At 61.0% G+C, this 17,671-nt stretch carries 16 protein-coding genes and 1 tRNA gene; 13 read left to right on the forward strand and 4 right to left on the reverse strand.

Annotated features, from left to right (window positions below; genetic code table 11):
• The first annotated feature begins 204 nt into the window (after positions 1–204).
• The 4 genes from EJ903_RS05575 (at position 205) to EJ903_RS05590 (ending at position 4,408) form a co-directional block, all read left to right on the forward strand.
• Positions 205–1,284 carry an aromatic ring-hydroxylating dioxygenase subunit alpha gene (locus EJ903_RS05575; RefSeq protein ID WP_246015211.1) on the forward strand — a complete coding sequence of 360 codons (1,080 nt, stop codon included), beginning with the start codon at positions 205–207 and terminating at the stop codon, positions 1,282–1,284.
• Between the two features lie 30 nt (positions 1,285–1,314).
• On the forward strand, positions 1,315–2,058 hold the full coding sequence (locus EJ903_RS05580; protein WP_126612923.1) for a GntR family transcriptional regulator: 744 nt from the start codon (positions 1,315–1,317) through the stop codon (positions 2,056–2,058).
• Positions 2,059–2,084: 26 nt separating this feature from the next.
• Positions 2,085–3,056: a PDR/VanB family oxidoreductase gene (locus tag EJ903_RS05585; protein WP_126612925.1), complete on the forward strand. Its 972-nt coding sequence runs from the start codon at positions 2,085–2,087 to the stop codon at positions 3,054–3,056.
• A 125-nt stretch (positions 3,057–3,181) separates the two neighbouring features.
• Complete coding sequence (locus tag EJ903_RS05590) at positions 3,182–4,408, forward strand: winged helix-turn-helix domain-containing protein (RefSeq protein ID WP_126612926.1); 1,227 nt, start codon at positions 3,182–3,184, stop codon at positions 4,406–4,408.
• A gap of 21 nt (positions 4,409–4,429) precedes the next feature.
• On the opposite strand, the gene EJ903_RS05595 is transcribed toward EJ903_RS05590, so the two are convergent.
• The 3 genes from EJ903_RS05595 to EJ903_RS05605 form a co-directional block, all read right to left on the reverse strand.
• On the reverse strand, positions 4,430–4,906 hold the full coding sequence (locus EJ903_RS05595; RefSeq protein ID WP_126612928.1) for an Lrp/AsnC family transcriptional regulator: 477 nt from the start codon (positions 4,904–4,906) through the stop codon (positions 4,430–4,432).
• Between the two features lie 37 nt (positions 4,907–4,943).
• The gene (rpoH, locus tag EJ903_RS05600; RefSeq protein ID WP_126612930.1) at positions 4,944–5,828 is read right to left on the reverse strand and encodes an RNA polymerase sigma factor RpoH; all 885 of its coding nucleotides are present in this window, start codon (positions 5,826–5,828) and stop codon (positions 4,944–4,946) included.
• Between the two features lie 152 nt (positions 5,829–5,980).
• Positions 5,981–6,985, reverse strand: coding sequence for an RluA family pseudouridine synthase (locus tag EJ903_RS05605; RefSeq protein ID WP_246015213.1), 1,005 nt, complete (start codon positions 6,983–6,985; stop codon positions 5,981–5,983).
• Between the two features lie 93 nt (positions 6,986–7,078).
• Between EJ903_RS05605 and EJ903_RS05610 the strand changes: the two genes are divergently transcribed.
• From EJ903_RS05610 to EJ903_RS05645, 9 genes are all read left to right on the forward strand, one after another.
• Entirely contained in the window at positions 7,079–7,420 is a 342-nt protein-coding gene (locus EJ903_RS05610) for a hypothetical protein (RefSeq protein ID WP_126612933.1), read from the forward strand.
• Between the two features lie 33 nt (positions 7,421–7,453).
• Positions 7,454–8,488 carry a threonine aldolase family protein gene (locus EJ903_RS05615; RefSeq protein ID WP_126612935.1) on the forward strand — a complete coding sequence of 345 codons (1,035 nt, stop codon included), beginning with the start codon at positions 7,454–7,456 and terminating at the stop codon, positions 8,486–8,488.
• Between the two features lie 45 nt (positions 8,489–8,533).
• A tRNA-Glu gene (locus EJ903_RS05620) sits at positions 8,534–8,609 on the forward strand.
• Positions 8,610–8,700: 91 nt separating this feature from the next.
• Positions 8,701–10,209 carry a DUF6538 domain-containing protein gene (locus EJ903_RS05625; protein ID WP_126612937.1) on the forward strand — a complete coding sequence of 503 codons (1,509 nt, stop codon included), beginning with the start codon at positions 8,701–8,703 and terminating at the stop codon, positions 10,207–10,209.
• A gap of 137 nt (positions 10,210–10,346) precedes the next feature.
• A complete protein-coding gene (locus EJ903_RS05630; RefSeq protein ID WP_158627880.1) occupies positions 10,347–11,729 on the forward strand; it encodes a site-specific integrase in 1,383 nt (460 codons plus the stop codon).
• A gap of 240 nt (positions 11,730–11,969) precedes the next feature.
• A complete protein-coding gene (locus EJ903_RS26925) occupies positions 11,970–12,185 on the forward strand; it encodes a hypothetical protein (RefSeq protein ID WP_158627881.1) in 216 nt (71 codons plus the stop codon).
• 404 nt (positions 12,186–12,589) lie between these two features.
• Complete coding sequence (locus EJ903_RS05635) at positions 12,590–13,807, forward strand: hypothetical protein (RefSeq protein WP_126612941.1); 1,218 nt, start codon at positions 12,590–12,592, stop codon at positions 13,805–13,807.
• The gene (locus EJ903_RS05640; protein ID WP_126612943.1) at positions 13,800–15,584 is read left to right on the forward strand and encodes an ATP-binding protein; all 1,785 of its coding nucleotides are present in this window, start codon (positions 13,800–13,802) and stop codon (positions 15,582–15,584) included. Before EJ903_RS05635 ends, EJ903_RS05640 begins: the two co-directional genes overlap by 8 nt.
• Before the next feature lie 258 nt (positions 15,585–15,842).
• Positions 15,843–16,403: a recombinase family protein gene (locus EJ903_RS05645; RefSeq protein ID WP_126612945.1), complete on the forward strand. Its 561-nt coding sequence runs from the start codon at positions 15,843–15,845 to the stop codon at positions 16,401–16,403.
• A gap of 32 nt (positions 16,404–16,435) precedes the next feature.
• Here EJ903_RS05645 and EJ903_RS05650 read toward each other — a convergent pair whose 3' ends face one another.
• Positions 16,436–17,590 carry a hypothetical protein gene (locus EJ903_RS05650; protein ID WP_126612947.1) on the reverse strand — a complete coding sequence of 385 codons (1,155 nt, stop codon included), beginning with the start codon at positions 17,588–17,590 and terminating at the stop codon, positions 16,436–16,438.
• Positions 17,591–17,671 lie beyond the last annotated feature (81 nt).

Raw genomic sequence — 17,671 nt, forward strand, 5'->3', positions numbered from 1 at the left:
GTCAAGTGGAGCGGCAGATCGTGGGTTGGTCGGCGGATTCCGACAAAATCGGCCAATTTTCGGAAGATTGCGCGCTGACTGTCATTTCTCATGACAATCGCTCTTGGAATCCATAACGCCATGCTGTATACAATAAGAGCGGCGACGATCCGAGAATCGCCGATCCCCCAAGCCCCATGAACGCCAATCCCGAGGGAGGGAGCGTTGACCGACACCGCCAGGGACGCCACGCCGTCGTTTCCGATGAACGCGTGGTACGCCGCCGCCTATGACATCGAATTGCGGCGGGACCTGCTGCCGCGCACCATCTGCGGCAAGAAGCTGGTTTTGTACCGCCGCGCCGACGATGGCATCGTCGCGCTGGAGGATGCCTGCTGGCACCGCCTGTTGCCGCTGTCCAAAGGGCGGCTGGAGGGCGACAACCTCGTTTGCGGCTATCACGGGCTGGTCTTCAACCCGGAGGGCCGTTGCGTCGGCATGCCGTCGCAGGAAACCATCAACCCGTCGGCCTGCGTCCGGCGCTATCCGGTGGTCGAGCGTCACCGCTTCGCCTGGGTGTGGATGGGGGATCCGGCGCTGGCCGACCCGGCCAAGATCCCGGACATGCATTGGAACCATGATCCGGCCTGGGCCGGGGATGGCCGTCTCATCCATGTGAAGTGCGATTACCGGCTGGTGCTCGACAACCTCATGGATCTGACGCACGAAACCTTTGTGCATTCGTCCAGCATCGGCAACCGCGCGGTGGCCGAGGCCCCGTTTGAAACGACCCACAACGACCAGTTCGTCACCGTCACCCGCTGGATGCGCGACATCGAGCCGCCGCCTTTCTGGGCCAAGCAGCTTGGCAAGCCCGGCAACGTGGACCGCTGGCAGATCATCCGGTTTGAAGCGCCCTGCACCATCACCATCGACGTCGGCGTCGCCCCCACCGGGACCGGCGCGCCGGAGGGCGACCGTTCGCAGGGGGTGAACGGCTTCGTGCTGAACACCATCACCCCGGAAACCGACAAGACCTGTCATTACTTCTGGGCCTTCTGCCGCAACTACAAGCTTGGCGAACAGAAGCTGACGGCGGAGCTGCGCGAGGGCGTCACCCGCATCTTTGGCGAGGATGAGGTGATCCTGGAAGCCCAGCAGCAGGCGATCAACGACCATCCCGAGCGCGCCTTCTACAACCTGAACATCGACGCCGGGGCGATGTGGTCGCGCCGCCTGATCGACCGTATGGTGGCGGCGGAGCGGGGTCCGGCCCCGTCGTCGCTGCGCCACGCGGCGGAATGATCCACCGCCACAGGGCATGAGGAGATCGCCATGGATGACCAGCCCCGCGCGTCGCAGACCGTGCGCACGCTCCTGCAACTGCGGGAACTGATCCTGAATGGCGATCTCAGCCCCGGCGAACGGGTGTCGGAGTTGGGCATCGTCGAACGGCTGGGCGTGTCGCGCACGCCCGTCCGCGTCGCGCTGGTCCGGCTGGAGGAGGAAGGGCTGGTCGATTGCCTGCCCACCGGCGGTTTTGTCGTGCGCGCCTTCAGCGAGGCCGACATCGCCGACGCCATCCAGCTGCGCGGCGTGCTGGAGGGCATGGCCGCGCAGCGCGCCGCCGAACGCCGTCTGAGCCGGGACGAACTGAGCGACCTGCGCGACGTCGTCGGCAGTCTGGACGCGCTGGTCCGCCAACGCGATCTGACCATCGATGATTTTTCCGACTACATCCGCCTGAACGACCGGTTTCACGGGCTTCTGCTGCATCTGGCCGACAGCCCGGTGCTGAAACGGTCGATGGAGCGGGTGTTGTCGCTGCCCTTCGCCTCCCCCGGTGCCTTTGTCCGGGTGCAAGCGGAACTGCCGGAATCCCGCGAGATTCTGGTGATCGCGCAGGAGCATCACCGCGCCATCCTCGACGCCATCGAGAATGGCGAGGGCAGCCGCGCCGATCATCTGGCCCGCGAGCATTCCCGGCTGGCCCGCCGCAATCTGGACATCTCCGTCAAAAACCAGCGCCAGCTTGATCGGGTGCCAGGGGCCTCCCTGATCCGGTTGCGCCGCGCCTGACCCCCCTTTTCCTTCAAGGATTTCCCATGCGCTTTGCCCTGGAATGGCAGGACGCCCGGCTGCGCGCGGTGCGCGATGTGGCCGCCGACATCCGCCTGTTCGAGATCGAACCCACCACCCCGGCCAAACCCCCGGCCCCCGGCAGCCACATCAGCGTTGCCGTCACCATCGATGGGCGGGCCGACACCCGTTGTTACTCGCTGATCGGGACCGCCGAGGATGGCGCGTACCGCATCGCGGTCAAGCGGCTGACGGAAAGCCGGGGCGGTTCGGCCTACATGTGGAGCCTGTCGCCCGGCGCGCGGCTGCGGATTTCCGACCCGCAGAACCTGTTCGAACTGACCTTGGGCCGCCCCGACTATCTGCTGATCGCCGGTGGCATCGGGATCACCCCGATCCACGGCATGGCGCTGGCCCTGGCGTCGCGCGGGGCGTCCTTGCGGATGCTCTACGCCGCCCGGCACCGGGCCGATCTGGCCTTTGCCGACGATTTGGCGGAGCGGTTGGGCGACCGGCTGGAAACCTACGTCGATGAGGAGGGGCAGCGCATGGATCTGGCCGCCGCCATCGACGCGCTGCACCCCGACGGCGAGCTGTATCTCTGCGGTCCCATCGGCCTGATGGAAGCCGTGCGCCGCCAATGGCGGCAGAGCGGCCGCCCGCCGGAGCGGTTGCGCTTTGAATCCTTCGGCAACAGCGGGCGATTTGCCCCGGAAGCCTTCACCGTCCGCATCCCCCGCCTCGACACGACGATCACCGTGCCGGACAACCGTTCGATGCTCGACGCGCTGGAGGCGGCGGGGGTGGAGTTGCTGTCCGACTGCCGCCGGGGTGAATGCGGCCTGTGCGCCGTCGACATTCTGGGCGTCGAAGGCGAGGTCGATCACCGCGACGTGTTCTTCAGCGACGGGCAGAAGGCGGAAAACCACCGGATGTGCGCCTGCGTTTCGCGCGTGGTCGGCGGCAGTGTCACCATCGACACCGCGCGCCGGGACTGACAGCCGGGGACGGACGGGGGCTGATGGATGGGGGGAGGCGCGGTGATTGCGTGTGATCGCCGCCGCCCCCGCGTGTATCCTGGCGCGCCCTGTCCCCAGCCCCTGTTCACAGCCCCAGGCCCGCCATGCCCTTGCCCGACACGCTGTCGCTCCGCGACGCCCGCCGCATCGCCATCGCCGCCCAGGGCTTTGGCGCGCCGCCTTCCACCGCTGAAACTCCGGTGGAGGCGCGGCACGCCCGCCGCATGATCGACCGGCTGGGGCTGATCCAGATTGATTCGGTCAATGTGCTGGTGCGCTCGCATTATCTGCCGCTGTTTTCCCGGTTGGGGGCCTATGAGTCCGGTCTGCTCGACCGGCTGGCCTATGACGGCCGCCGCCGGGCGCTGTTCGAATATTGGGGGCATGAGGCGTCGCTGATTCCGGTGGCGCAGCAACCGCTGTTCCGCTGGCGGATGGAGCGGGCCGAACGCGGGGAGGGGACCTATGGCGCGCTCGCCCGCTTCGCGCGGGAGAAGCGCGCCTACGTCGATCAAGTGTTGGCGGAGGTGGCGGCGCGCGGCCCGATGGGGGCCTCCGAACTCAGCGAGGCCGGGCGCGGGGCGGGCGGCTGGTGGGGGTGGAGCGACGGCAAGCGCGCGTTGGAACATCTGTTCTGGGCGGGCCGGGTGACGACCGCCGCCCGGCGCGGCTTCGAACGGCTCTATGACCTGACCGAACGGGTGCTGCCCGCCGCCGTGGTCAACGCCCCGACCCCATCGGCGGAAGAGGCGCAGCGTGACCTGCTGCGCATCGCCGCCCGCGCCCATGGGGTGGCGACCGAACGCGACCTGCGCGACTATCACCGCCTGCCCACCGCCGACGCCAAGGCCCGCATCGCCGAACTGGTCGAGGCCGGGGATCTGCTGCCGGTGACGGTGCAGGGGTGGGACCAGCCCGCCTTCCTCAGCCCGGACGCCCGCCGCCCGCGCCGGACCGCCGCCAACGCCCTGCTGTCGCCCTTCGATTCCCTGATTTGGGAACGGCAGCGCACCGAACGGCTGTTCGGCCTGCGCTTCCGCCTTGAGATCTACACCCCAGCGGAGAAGCGCGAGCATGGTTACTATGTGTTGCCCTTCCTGATGGGGGAACGGATCGCCGCCCGCGTCGATCTGAAGGCCGACCGCAAGGCCGGGGCCTTGCTGGTCCAGGCCGCCCACGCCGAACCGGAGGAGACGCACGGCCCGGTCGCCGAGGCGCTGGCGGTGGAACTGCGCCGTCTGGCCGGGTGGCTGGGGCTGGAACGGGTCACGGTGGTGGGGGCGGGCGACCTCGCCCCGGCGCTGGGTCCGGCGCTGGCGGCTGTGCTGTGACGCACCGGGCGGCCCCGTCCGTCACTCCAGATGCGACAGCGGCAGGCGGGTTTCGAACTTGACTTCTTTCAGCGTCACGCTCGATTTGACGTGCGACACCGCCGGGATCGCGAAGATCCGTTCGCTCAGGAAGCGCCCGTAATCCTGGGTGGAGGGCACGACGATGCGCAGCAGATAATCGGCCTCGCCGGTCACGGCGAAGCATTCCAGAACCTCCGGCATGGCGGCGATGGCGGTTTCGAACTGCTCGACGGCGTTTTCCTTGTGCCGTTCCAGCGTGACATGGGCGAAGACGCATTCGGTCAGGCCCAGCTTGCGCGGGTCGAGCTGGACCGTGTAGCGGCGGATGACGCCGACCTCCTCCATCGAGCGGACGCGCCGCCAGCAGGGCGAGGCCGACAGGCCGACGGCGTCGCCGAGTTCCTGCATGGTCAGGCGGGCGTTGTCCTGCAACGCCGCCAGAATGCCCTTTTCATGCCGATCCAGCTTGACCGTCACCGCCGCGCGACTCCGTCCGTGTCATCATGGCATGGTGTCACAGCGCCAGCTTTTGTTCCAACGCGGCGTTGCGGATCGCCTTTTGCAGCTTTTCAAAGGCGCGGACCTCGATCTGGCGCACGCGTTCGCGGCTGACGCCGTATTTCTGCGACAGATCCTCCAGCGTCGTCGGCACCTCGCGCAGGCGGCGTTCCATCAGGATGTCGCGTTCGCGGTCGTTCAGATGCTCCATGGCGCCGACCAGCAGCTTGCGGCGCTTCTTCAGCTCCTCGCTGTCGGCCAGGGTGATTTCCTGGTTGTCGGCCTCGTCCACCAACCAATCCTGCCATTCGCCTTCGCCATCGACGCGCAGCGGCGCGTTCAGCGAATGGTCGGGGCTGGCCAGACGGCGGTTCATCTGGATCACGTCCTGTTCGGGCACGTCCAGCTTGGTGGCGATGGCGTTCACCTGCTCCGCCGACAGATCGCCCTCTTCAATCGCCTGCATCTGGCCCTTCAGGCGGCGCAGGTTGAAGAACAGCTTTTTCTGCGCCGCCGTGGTTCCCATCTTCACCAGGGACCAGCTGTGCAGGATGTATTCCTGAATGGCGGCGCGAATCCACCACATGGCATAGGTGGCCAGACGGAAGCCGCGCTCCGGGTCGAAGCGCTTGACCGCCTGCATCATGCCGACGTTGCCCTCTGAAATCAGTTCCGACAGCGGCAGGCCATAGCCGCGATAACCCATGGCGATCTTCGCCACCAACCGCAGATGGCTGGTGACAAGCTGATGGGCCGCGCCGGAATCCTCGTGCTGCTGCCAGCGCTTGGCCAGCATGTATTCCTTTTCGGGTTCCAGCATCGGGAACTTGCGGATCTCCTGGAGATAGCGGGAGAGGCCGTTCTCCGCGCCGATGACCGGAAGGTTGGATCCTGATGCCATGACACAAACCCTTTCATTCACAACCAAAGCGGCCTGGGGCAAACCGCCCGCAGGCAAAGCGTCCGAAGGCCGTTCGGGGCAACGCCCCAAACCGTGATCCCCTGACACTTGGCCATGACTGTATCCGAAGACGCCGTCCGGGCCGAATTAATTTAAAGTGCTTCTAAGATGACAAGCAGTTCATGGAAATCTTTCGGAACCGGCGCGTCAAAGCTCACGACGCCGCCATGGGCGGGGTGTTTGAAGGTCAGGCGGACGGCGTGCAGCGCCTGCCGGTCAAAGCCGGTCAAAGCTGCGCGCGCCTCGTCGGGCAGGGTGGAGGCGTGCTTGCCGCCCGGACGACCCGACCGGCCCCGGCCATAGAGTTGATCGCCGATCAACGGATGGCCGATGTGGGTCATGTGCACGCGGATCTGATGGGTCCGCCCGGTTTCCAGCACGCATTCGACCAGCGACGCCGCCATGCCAAAGGATTTGACGACGCGGTAGCGGGTGGCGGCGTGTTTGCCGCCCTGCTCCACCACCGCCATCTTTTTGCGGTCCGATCCGCTGCGCCCGATGGCCCCCTCGATCCGGCCCTGGCGCGGGTTGGGCACGCCCCAGACCAGCGCGTGATAGGTGCGGCTGAGCGAGCGGTCGGCGAATTGTTCGGTCAGGCCGTGATGGGCACGGTCGTTCTTGGCAACCACCATCAGCCCGCTGGTGTCCTTGTCCAGCCGGTGGACGATGCCGGGCCTCTTCACCCCGCCGATGCCCGACAGGCTGTCGCCGCAATGGGCCAGCAGCGCGTTCACCAGCGTGCTGTCGGGGTTTCCGGCGGCGGGGTGAACCACCAGACCGGCGGGCTTGTCGATCACCAGCACGTCGTCATCCTCGAACACCACGGACAGGGGGATATCCTGGGCCTCCGGTTCGGCGGGTTCAGCCTCTGGGATAAAGACGTCGAAAGTTTGGCCGGGTTTGACCCGCAGGGACGCGTCCGTTATCGTTCGCCCCGCCTCGCGGACGCAGCCCTGTTCCAACAGGGCCTGCACGCGCGAGCGCGAGAGGTCCGGCAACCCGGCGGCCAGCGCCTTGTCCAATCGTTCGCCGCCGCCATCCTGCGGGATGGTGCAGACGCGCGGCGCGGGGGCAGGGCTGGGAAGTGGTTCGGGCATGGGTTGGCCGTGATCTCTGTTCTGTTCAAGGACGCGCATCGCGTCGCCTTATTCAATGACGCTGAACGCGTCGTCGGGAGTGGACCCCAAACCGTGCAGATCCTCAAGGCACTCGTCGTCATCATGGGCGTTCTCATCATCGCGGGCTTCGCCGTCCTCGGGGTGGAGCTGTACAAGCGCATGACCGATCCCACCCGCGCGGCCACCCAGGCCGCCAGCCAGAGCGGTGACGGCGAACGCGCCGGGACGGGCCGCGATCCGGTCGATGTGACGCTGGACGTGCCCGCCGGGTCGCGCATCGGCGACGCGCAGGTGATCGGCAACCGCATACTGTTCAAGGTCACGCTGCCGCAGGGGCTGGACCGTCTGTATGTGGTCGATCCCCGCAACGGGGCCGTCACCGCGACGATTTCCGCCGGCAAGGCCACCCCTTAAGCCCTTCTCATTCCATCGGACGGAACCCGACCCATGCATGATTTCCGCAGCGACAACGTGGCCGGTGCCGCGCCGGAGGTGGTCAGCGCGCTGGCCGCCGCGTCCATCGGGTCCGCGTCGCCCTATGGGGCCGATCCGCTGACCGCGCGGCTGACCGAACGCCTGTCGGCGATTTTTGAGACCGCCGTCGCCGTCTATCCGGTCGCCACCGGCACGGCGGCGAACGCGCTGGCCCTGTCGGCGTTGGTTCCGCCCTTCGGTGCCGTCTATTGCCACGACGAGGCCCATATCCTGGCCGACGAATGCGGCGCGCCGGAGTTTTTCACGGGTGGTGCGCGGCTGATCCCGCTGCCCGGCGCGCATGGCAAGCTGACCCCGGAGAGCGTGGCCCGCGCCATCGCCCGCGCGGGCGTCGGCGTGGTCCACAAGGTCCAACCCGCCGCCCTCAGCCTGTCCCAGGCGACGGAGGCCGGAACCGTCTACACCCCGGCGGAGCTGGACGCGCTGGTGGAGGCCGCGCACAGCAACGGTGTCGCCGTGCACATGGACGGCGCGCGCTTCGCCAACGCGGTGGCCCGGCTGGGCTGCGCCCCGGCGGACATCACCTGGCGCGCCGGGGTCGATGTGTTGACGCTGGGCGGGACCAAGGGCGGCTGTCTGGCGGCGGAGGCGGTGATCTTCTTCAACCCGGCGATGGCCGAGGATTTTGGCTTTGCCCGCAAGCGCGGCGGTCATCTGGTGTCGAAGTCCCGCTTCCTGTCGGCCCAGCTTGACGCCTGGCTGACCGATGACTTGTGGCTGCGGCTGGCCCGCCACGCCAACGCCATGGCCGACCGTCTGGCCGCTGGCCTGTGCGGCCGCCCCGGCGTGGTGATCGAACATCCGGTGGAAGCCAACGAACTGTTCGTTCGCCTGCCCGAACCGGCTCTGACGGCGCTGGAAACGGCGGGCTTCCAGTTCTACCGCTGGGACGATGGCCTGATCCGTCTGGTCACGGCCTTCGACACCCCGGCGGCGGCGGTCGACGCCTTCGTGAAAATCGCCACCGACACCCTAGAAAAAGCTTGATCGCGTCGGCGTGGCCCGCTACAAACCCGCCCACGCCGACGCGATGTCCCCATCGTCTAGAGGCCTAGGACACCGCCCTCTCACGGCGGTAACAGGGGTTCGAATCCCCTTGGGGACGCCATTTTCTTGCAAGTCATTGATTTTGCAGGAAAATTTTAGACCGCCCAAAACCGTGTGATCCACGCTTGTGATACACACGTTGGGGGTCTCCGGTGCTCCTTCCATCATTCGTTTTCCAGCGTCGGCAGGCGTTTTTTGTCCGCCTGCGCGTCCCCGCCGAGATCGTCTCCCTAATTGGGAAGACTCATGTATCCCGTTCGCTCGGCACCAGCCGCGTGGACGAGGCGCGGTTGCGAGCGGGCGAAAGGCTGTCATCGATCCAACGAGCGTTTGCGGAAATTCGGACGGTGGCGGCGACGTTGCGAATCAAGACGCCGGACGATCTGACCATCCTGCTGGACGAAAAGGTCTGGCCCGTCGACGTCTCCGCTGAGGCGGTCGCGCTGATGCCCCTGGCTGTGCGTCCGGCGCTCCAGCAACGCATGCAGACGCGGGCGCAGACTGATGCGCCAGCAACGCGGGGCGAAGCCGCAGCGACGGCGATCAGCGACGTGAACGCGCACGCTGCGCGGATGGCGCTTGAGGAGGCCCGGTATCAGCGTCTTTCGGAAGCGGTGGCGCGCCTCGAAACGACTCCGCCGGTTGCTCCCACCGGGTTCGTGACACCCTCGCTGCCACCGGAGTCGGCGCAACCGTGGCCGGACTTCATCGACAGGTTCTTCGCTGACCGCCCATCCATCGGTGAGCGGGCGCAGATCAGCCATCGGCAGGCGTTCCGCGAGTTTGAATCGTTGGTCGGCCCAAAGGCGTTGGTGGAAGTGAACAAGGCCAACGTGAAGGCGTTTGCGGACCATCTCCGTGATCGGCCCATCAACCGGGCAGGCCGCGAGCACATGTCACGTGCGTCGATCATCAAGATGTTGTCGCACCTCAAGGGACTGTTCGGCTGGGCGATGTCGGCGGGTCTGATTGCCACGAACCCGGCGGATGGCGTGCAGCCACGATCCGAGACGCGAGTGGAACGCGCAGGACCAACGCGGCGGGCGCTGACGACAGCGGAGTTGACGACCTTGTTCAACAGCCCCTTGTTCACCGGCTGCCTGTCTCGGTCACGCCGTTCGACACCCGGCCCCAACCGCTTCCAGGATGAGCCTTATTGGTTCTGGCTGCTCGCCTTGCTGACCGGCGCGCGCACCGAAGAAATTGCGGCGCTGCCGTCCACGCTGGTCGATGTCGGCGGGACGCTGTGCCTGGATTTCCGGCATGCCACGAAAACATCAGCGGGCGCGCGGCTGGTGCCAGTGTTGCCCGCGTTGCGGCGGCTCGGCGTTGAGCGTTGGGCGGCGAATCAGGCGCGGCGCGGGCTTGGAATGGTTCAGGGACCGAACGGGTCGGATGATTGGAGCAAATGGCTCAACAGGTACATGGATGCGGTCGGGTTGGATGATCCAACCATCGTCGCGTATTCCCTGAGGCACAATTTCAGGCAGCAACTTCGCGCGGCAGACCTTCACCCGGAGATTGTGGATAAAATTTTCGGGCACGAAGGCGAGGCGGTGGGCGCGCGGTATGGGCGTGATCTGTCGCCCGAAGAGGCGCGGCTTGTCGTCCAACGTGTGAAGGCGCCCGTCGATCTGGCGCATGTGCTCGTGCTTCCGTAGGGGCGTTTTCCGGCCCAGCCTGCCTGTCCTGGGACAGCCGCGTCACTTGTACACCCTTGGCGTCACATCGATGCGGAAGGCTCGACGGGATGGCGGCGTGGTGTTATCCCGCCTGCTGCGCGCTGGATGAAATCGGGATGATGACCTTGGAGCAGGGGATAAAGACAATCGACGATCTCGACCTGTTGCTTGATGAACAGGTTGTCGTGTTGTCGATGATGCCAGATGTCCTTGCCTCGCTGCCGCAGCCGGTGAGAATCGCCCTGGTCAAGCGCCTGAAGGTCATCAACGCCGCCACGGCGCAGGAGATACAGCAAATCCAAACGGAGGCGCTGTTGGTCGTGACGGAGACGGAAAGCATCCGCAACGCAGTGCGCCACATTCGCCATGCGGAGGATCAGGCCGCCGTTTTGGCGGCTTTGGCGACGATGGAAGCGCGTGGCCCGTCACGCAAGACACTGGCGGAGGATTCCGCACTGCCGCTGCTCCAGCACATTGAGACCTGTTTCGCCTGGAAGGATGCGGCACTGTCCCTCAAGACACAGAAATCCTACAGGACGACGCTCGCCCTCCTTGGCGATGTGGTCGGCGACAAACCGATGCGGGACATTGACCAGAAGGACGTTTTGGTGTTCTTGGACAGGCTTCTGGTTGCCGACGGCGCGAAGCATGGAAAAAGCCGTCTTGATCGTGACACGCTGGTGAAGCATCTTAGCCACGTCAAATCGTTTTTCACGTGGGCGGAATCAACAAACAGAGTCTACGAGAACCCAGCGAGCAAGGTGCAAGCCCCGCCGGAACGGACGGTCGAAGAACCGCCGCGTCTTGAATTCTCCAAAATCCAATTGGAGAAAATCTTTGATGCACCCTTGTTCGTTGGGTGCCAATCAAAGAACCGCATTCATCGTCCCGGCTCCTACCTGTGCCGGGATGCGCGTTTCTGGTATCCATTGGTGGCCCTTTTAACCGGCGCTCGCCTCGGTGAAATCGAGCAATTGCTTGTGCGCGATGTCCAATCGCGCGGCCCGAACGGCGAGTACACTGTACTGGCCGTCAAGACGGTTTACCGTGACCCGATCAGCGGTGAAAAGATAAAAAGAGAACAGAAGACGGTCAAGAAGCCATTCAGTATCCGCCTGCTGCCGGTGCATCCCATGATGAAGCGGCTTGGTTTCATGGAGTATGTTGAATCAATGAAAGTCCATGGACCTGACGCCCCGCTGTTTCCTGCCAATCGCTTCGGTCGGACATTCAACGAGTTTTTCCTTGAGCACATCGGCATTACCGGAGAGCAGTATTCATTCCACTCCTTCCGACACTCGTACAAATCTTACATTCGCTCATCGTCGCTCAAAGCGGAGATCGAAAACCGCCTCATGGGACACAAACCGAAAGACATCGGTGAATTCTATGCCCGCGAACTCGATGACGGCGAATTGGCGCTGTATTACAAGTTCGTCAACACGGACCTGTCGAAGCCTGTCGATCTGACCCATCTCATCGACTTTCGTCCTCGGTGATCCGGTGCGGTGGTGCCGAAGCGCCACCGCACCGCGCTCAGGCCACGGCGGGCTGCCGTCCGCGACGCGCACGGGGGGCGCGGCGGCACGGGCCGCCTTGATCCGCTCCAGCAACACTGAGGCCGGTTCGTCGTTGGGATCCTGCGGTACGAGTTTGCCTGCAAAGGCTTTGTCGAGGCGGGACAGCATTCCGTCAGACTTGCGCATCTCCTGTTCAATGGCCTCCACAGCGAAAAGCCGTTGATTGAGGCGCTGGATGAAGATTGCCTGCTCACTTGCGGACATCAATGGAACAGCAAGGCGGCTGAGTTTTGTACCGTTCACATTCCCTTGACCAACCTGCTGATTCGCAACCGAATTGCTCCACCATCGGCTAAATGGCGAATTGATGTAGTGCGCCAAAAGGGCCGGAATGATTCCACAGACCTTCAGGCGAATGAGATAGGACGCAAATGACGCTGACCGCAAATTACCTTCATAAACAGCGGTTTTTCCCACCGACTCTGCGCTGTTCGTTCTGTTGTTGAGCAGCAGCGCGTTCTTTTGTTTTCAACGGCTTATTGCCGCTTTTTCGGTGCTAAGCACCAAAAACCCTCAACCAAAGGCCACTTGGCATGATCGATACGCCAGAGCGTTGGTGGCGTTCGGCCCTGAGCGTGAGGACAGACAGGGAGCCGAAACCGGCGACTACATCGGGTGAAAACGGCCTGCAAACGTAGCCAACTTGCATATGCGTCCTGTCCTGCGAACGCGCTTTACGGATACACCCCGACGTTGGTATCGTGCTCTACGGCTGAGCGGCACGCTAGAATGCATACGCCACTTTGAGCCGCCTTTATTATCGAAGTGAGAGGGCTATCGTGAGCAGGGTGGCTTCAGAATCGATCAAGGGATATTTGTATCAGTTCAACAAATGCCTTGTCGAAATCCTCAAATCGACACCACCCGAAGAGATTGCGATTGAAGGCATCATCGAAGACGTGGAGGTGATCTCTCCGTCGCTCTCTTCATACATTCAGTGCAAGTACCACGAGTCAAAAGACAAGTTTGTTTTATCAGATATATACAAACCCGTTCTTCAGATGCTTGAGCAACACGAAAAGTTTAGAGCGATACATGGGACGGTCGCCAATGTAAGGTATATTTTGTTTTGCCATATTCCCGGAGGAAACACTTCCAGAACGCTTACTAGCGCCGAATTAGACGAAATATTATTGACAGGCAATGGAAAACTTAAAGATCTTGCGGAAAAACTTGCAACATCATGTGATAGATCCGGTTTTTTGAAACTATTTTGGTTAGAATTTGGACCATCTTACGATGAACTATCAGATGAAGCAGACCGACTGCTTGTCTCCTCTGGGCTGAATGACAAAGACGTTGGCGGCATATTCTACCCGAATGCTATACACAAGATTGCTGAAGCGGCCACACAAGCAGACAAAGTCAACAGGGTATTTACAAAAGATGGTTTTATCAGGGATCTAAAGAACCTGAAAAAGGTTACTCTATCCAGATGGACAAAAGAACTCAAGTCGAAGGAGAAAATTCTCCAGGCAGTGAGAAAGCAACTGCTCACAAACCTCGACCGGGAATCGAGGGACAGATATTTCGTGTTTAGCGAGGAGGCAGTTAATCAGTTTGACGACGACATAGTCGTGTTCATCAAAGATTTTATAGATCGGTATCAGACAAAACCGTACGATAAAAAACCTCCACTCTTTTGCTTCGAGTGTCCTGATGACAAGATCGAAGAAATAAAGGAGCGCCTCCATAAGAAGTCCGTGCGCTTTGAAGACGGGATGATCAACAAAACCCTCTTTGATGCGGGCGAACTTTTCAAGACGCCGATGGTGCAAGTTTCCGGCGGGAATGTTTCAAGACGCGAGTTCCAGGTGAGGATAATGCACCACCTCAATATGGCGAGTATGACGCAGCACCGGCCAGACGACCTCTTCCTAGTTTGCGATCCCAAAGTCGACGATGCGCTCAGGAAAGATACCAATTCTGAAGCGCTAACCATCGACGACGCAGCAGAGTTGAAATACATTTTTGGACTGAGAGGAAACCATGAGTGACGGATCTCAACAAACCCGCCTCGGGTATGTTTTAGAAAGTTCTCCCAGCAGCATCTGCATCGAACTTGACTCCGATTCAATTCTCCTTGAACACAAGGAAGACTTGCAGATTGGCAAATTTTTGCTTGTGGCTTGCGGGCACATCACACAACTTGTTTGCACGATACAAAGCATAAAAGCGACACATAGGATAATCGGCGAGGGAAATTTAGAACTGAAGTTCGTGGTGAACGCCAAACCGGTGGGAGTCTACAGCCGCGCAGATGGCTTTGCTCGCGGCAGCAAGCGCTTTCCCGTTCCCACAGAGCCAGCATACAAAATGGATGCAGACATTCTTTCTGCAATTTACGCTTCTTCCGGCACTGCAAATTTTCGCGTCGGCAGGCTATCTCAAAATCCAGACGTAGACCTCACTGCGGACGGCGACAAACTCTTCAGCAAGCATATTGCTATCGTAGGATCCACCGGCTCTGGGAAATCCTGCACGGTAGCACGCATCATACAGGATGTGGTTGGTGTATCCCACGGAAAAAACAAGTATAAGAATGAGCAAAGAAATTCTCACGTCGTGATTTTCGACATTCACTCCGAATACAAGGCCACATTTGAATTAGAAGGCACGGAAAATTTCACACTCAACAATCTCGATGTGTCCAATCTTGCCCTTCCTTATTGGATGATGAATTCAGACGAACTGGAAACTCTTTTCATTGAAAGCAGCGAGAATGGGTCTTACAACCAAGTATCCCAATTTCGCCATGCGGTTATAAGAAACAAAGAAATACACAACCCAGGCGTGAAAGATGTGGCATTTGATACCCCAATATATTTTAGCATCGAAGAGGTTTGCCACTACATTGACAACATGAACAACGAGGTGATTGGAAAAGCCAAAGGGCAAAACCTCCCTAAATTGCACGATGATACACTTGTAGAAGATCGAAATAAGTACTTCTCTGGCAAATTAGAGTTTGCGCAGACAAGCAGATCAGACGCTACAAAGGCTTCTCCGGGACCATATAACGGGGACTTCGACCGCTTGCATATGCGCCTAGTTAACAAAATCGCCGACAAGCGCTTGAAATTCATATTTGACGCCAAAACTAGCAGCGGCGCATATCCAAAAACCGACGATTTTTCTGACATCATAAAGCAATTCATCGGATATACTAACAAATCGAACGTCACCATCCTCGACCTTAGCGGAGTTCCGCACGAGGTGCTTGATATTGTAGTAAGCCTAGTGTCCAGGCTTATGTTTGAGTTCTGCTTCAACTACTCGAAAATCAAGCACGCCAGTGGAGCCCTTAATGATGTTCCGGTAATGTTGGTTTGCGAGGAGGCTCACAACTACGTTCCGCGCGTTGGAAAATCGAGCCACGCAGCGTCTCGACAATCTATTGAACGCATCGCCAAAGAAGGCCGGAAGTACGGGATAACCTTAATGGTGGTGAGCCAGCGCCCTTCGGAGGTTTCAGAAACCATATTCTCTCAGTGCAGTAACTTTATATCCCTGAGATTGACCAACCAAAATGACCAAAACTATATCAAAAGCCTGCTTCCAGACATGGCAGACGGTGTCGGAGAGATCCTCCCGAATCTCGCACAGGGAGAGTTCTTGATCGTCGGGGATGCGGTCCTCATTCCCAGCGTGGGAGTGGCAGATCGACCAAATCCAGAGCCTCATTCGCAAAGCATCCCATATCTCTCGGAGTGGAAAAAACTCTGGATGGATGTTGACTTCCAAGGTGTTGTGAAACGTTGGAGAAAGGAATAATCCCTCTGACGTAAAATGCGCATCGGGGCGCCCGTTGAAATCTCTTTCTTACGATCTGAGACCATCGGCTCGGTCAGTTCTTGGGAATTTTTGATGGTCGCTCCAACACCACGCTAACTGCATTGCACGGGTATACCCTAGAGATACGGGGTGGCGAGACAGCCAAGCCCAAGGTTTTCGCGTCTCGTTTGCATCTATTTTTCACTTCCGAGACAGCACAATGGAGGGGTCTAGATTCAAACGAGACAGAGGTGCAAAATGACGAAGATCGGTTACGCGCGGGTCAGCACGACGGATCAAGACACGGCGCTACAGGTGGCGGCGCTGCGGGCCGCCGGATGCGATGTTGTCAGGGAGGAAAAGGCGAGCGGCACGACGACGACAGGCCGGACAGAACTGGCGACGGTGCTGGACTTCTTGCGGCCCGGTGACACGCTGATGGTGACGCGCATTGACCGGCTCGCCCGCAGCATCGCCGACTTGCAAAACATCGTGAAGACGATCAGGGACAAGGGCGCAGCGCTGTGCTGTACGGAGCAGCCTGTGGACACCAGCACAGCGGCGGGCAAGGCGTTTCTTGACATGCTGGGCGTGTTCGCTGAGTTCGAGACGAACTTGCGTCGCGAACGTCAAATGGAAGGCATCGCCAAGGCCAAGATGGAGGGCGTCTACAAAGGACGGAAGCCGACATTGAACGCTGAGGATGTCAAGCGTCTGGCTGCCGAGGGCGTGGGGGCATCGGAGATCGCCAAGCGACTGGGCTGCGGACGTGCCAGTGTATACCGACTGCTGGGAGGCGGTGCGGCGACGGCTGAGTGACGGTCGGAAGAGGTGGCCGGACTGATTCACGGTCAGTCTGGCCTCGCGTGAAGCGGCGGCGGTCGGGTCCATCCGAGATTCTGATGGTGTTCGATGGTGGCGGCTGGCACCAATTCCGCGATAGGCGCGTAGACTGTAAAAGGTGCGCCGTCGAGAATGTAGATGTCGCCGATGTCCGTGACAGTCAGTCCGACATGCCCACGCAACAGCCATGCCCGGCGGCGGATCCCGTCGCCGAAATCGTATTCGTCCAGTCGGCGCAGAATCGAAAACCCAGCAGATTTGAACAATTTTTCCTTGTGACGGCGGATACCCAGCGTCGCCGGTCGCTTGGGCACGACCTCTGCTGTTCCGTATTTGCCGCGCTTCACAGTCATTCCGGCGCGGTCGATATCGCCAATCCACTGGCGGAACTCGCCCGCTGGGCGAACCAGCGCGACACCGCGCGTCTGACGAAAAAGTTCCGCAAGTTCATCAGGCGTCCAGTCATCGTCTATGGCCGCCGCTAGACCCTTTGCTGTGTATTGCACCAGGGCAGCGGGATGGCGGTCAATGCTGTCATCCTCGCCGTCAGCCTCCGACTCATCGTCCCACCAATCCCAGCCTGTGGGGAGGTCGCGTCTGAAAGTAATAAACCGTCGCAGTGCGCAAAGTTCTTCAAATGTTCCGCCTCGTGTGACGAGGTGGAAATGCAAATACACGCATCCGTGACCATCACGCTTCACGTGAGCGGCAACCATGTCAATGGCGATGCCGGGCGCGTATCGCTTTTTGCCATCCCGCAACCGGTCCATCATTTTTTTGCTGATGTCGGCATGCATACGCCGTAGCGCCGTCAACGGGATGGTACACACCGGAGCGGAAAGGCGGATTTGACGCACGCTCTCAATCCCGCGTTGCGCTGCGAACGCCGCGTAAAAAAGCCCCCGCCGCAACTTAATGGTTTGAGCCTGGGACGGAAAGCCTGACCACCGGCGGAGCGGGCGGCCCCATGTCTCCGACCATTCGCCGTCGTCAGATAGGAGAATATCTTCGATTTCATCATCGTCGGGTATCACGTATACGTCACCCGGCGCAATGCCGCCTTCGATCAGCAAATCTGCAATGCGCTGATCATCTTCACGGCGCTGTGAGCGCCGTGCTGCGGTGGTGACGAGTGACGGAAATGAGGCACCATCGAACGGCATCTATCGTCCTTTTGGGGGCGATGCTCGAAGATGACTACGGTGATGGGGTGAGGATTTCGGCGGCGCGTGACTAAATAACGT

The sequence above is a fragment of the Azospirillum griseum genome (assembly GCF_003966125.1).
GTDB lineage: Bacteria > Pseudomonadota > Alphaproteobacteria > Azospirillales > Azospirillaceae > Azospirillum > Azospirillum griseum.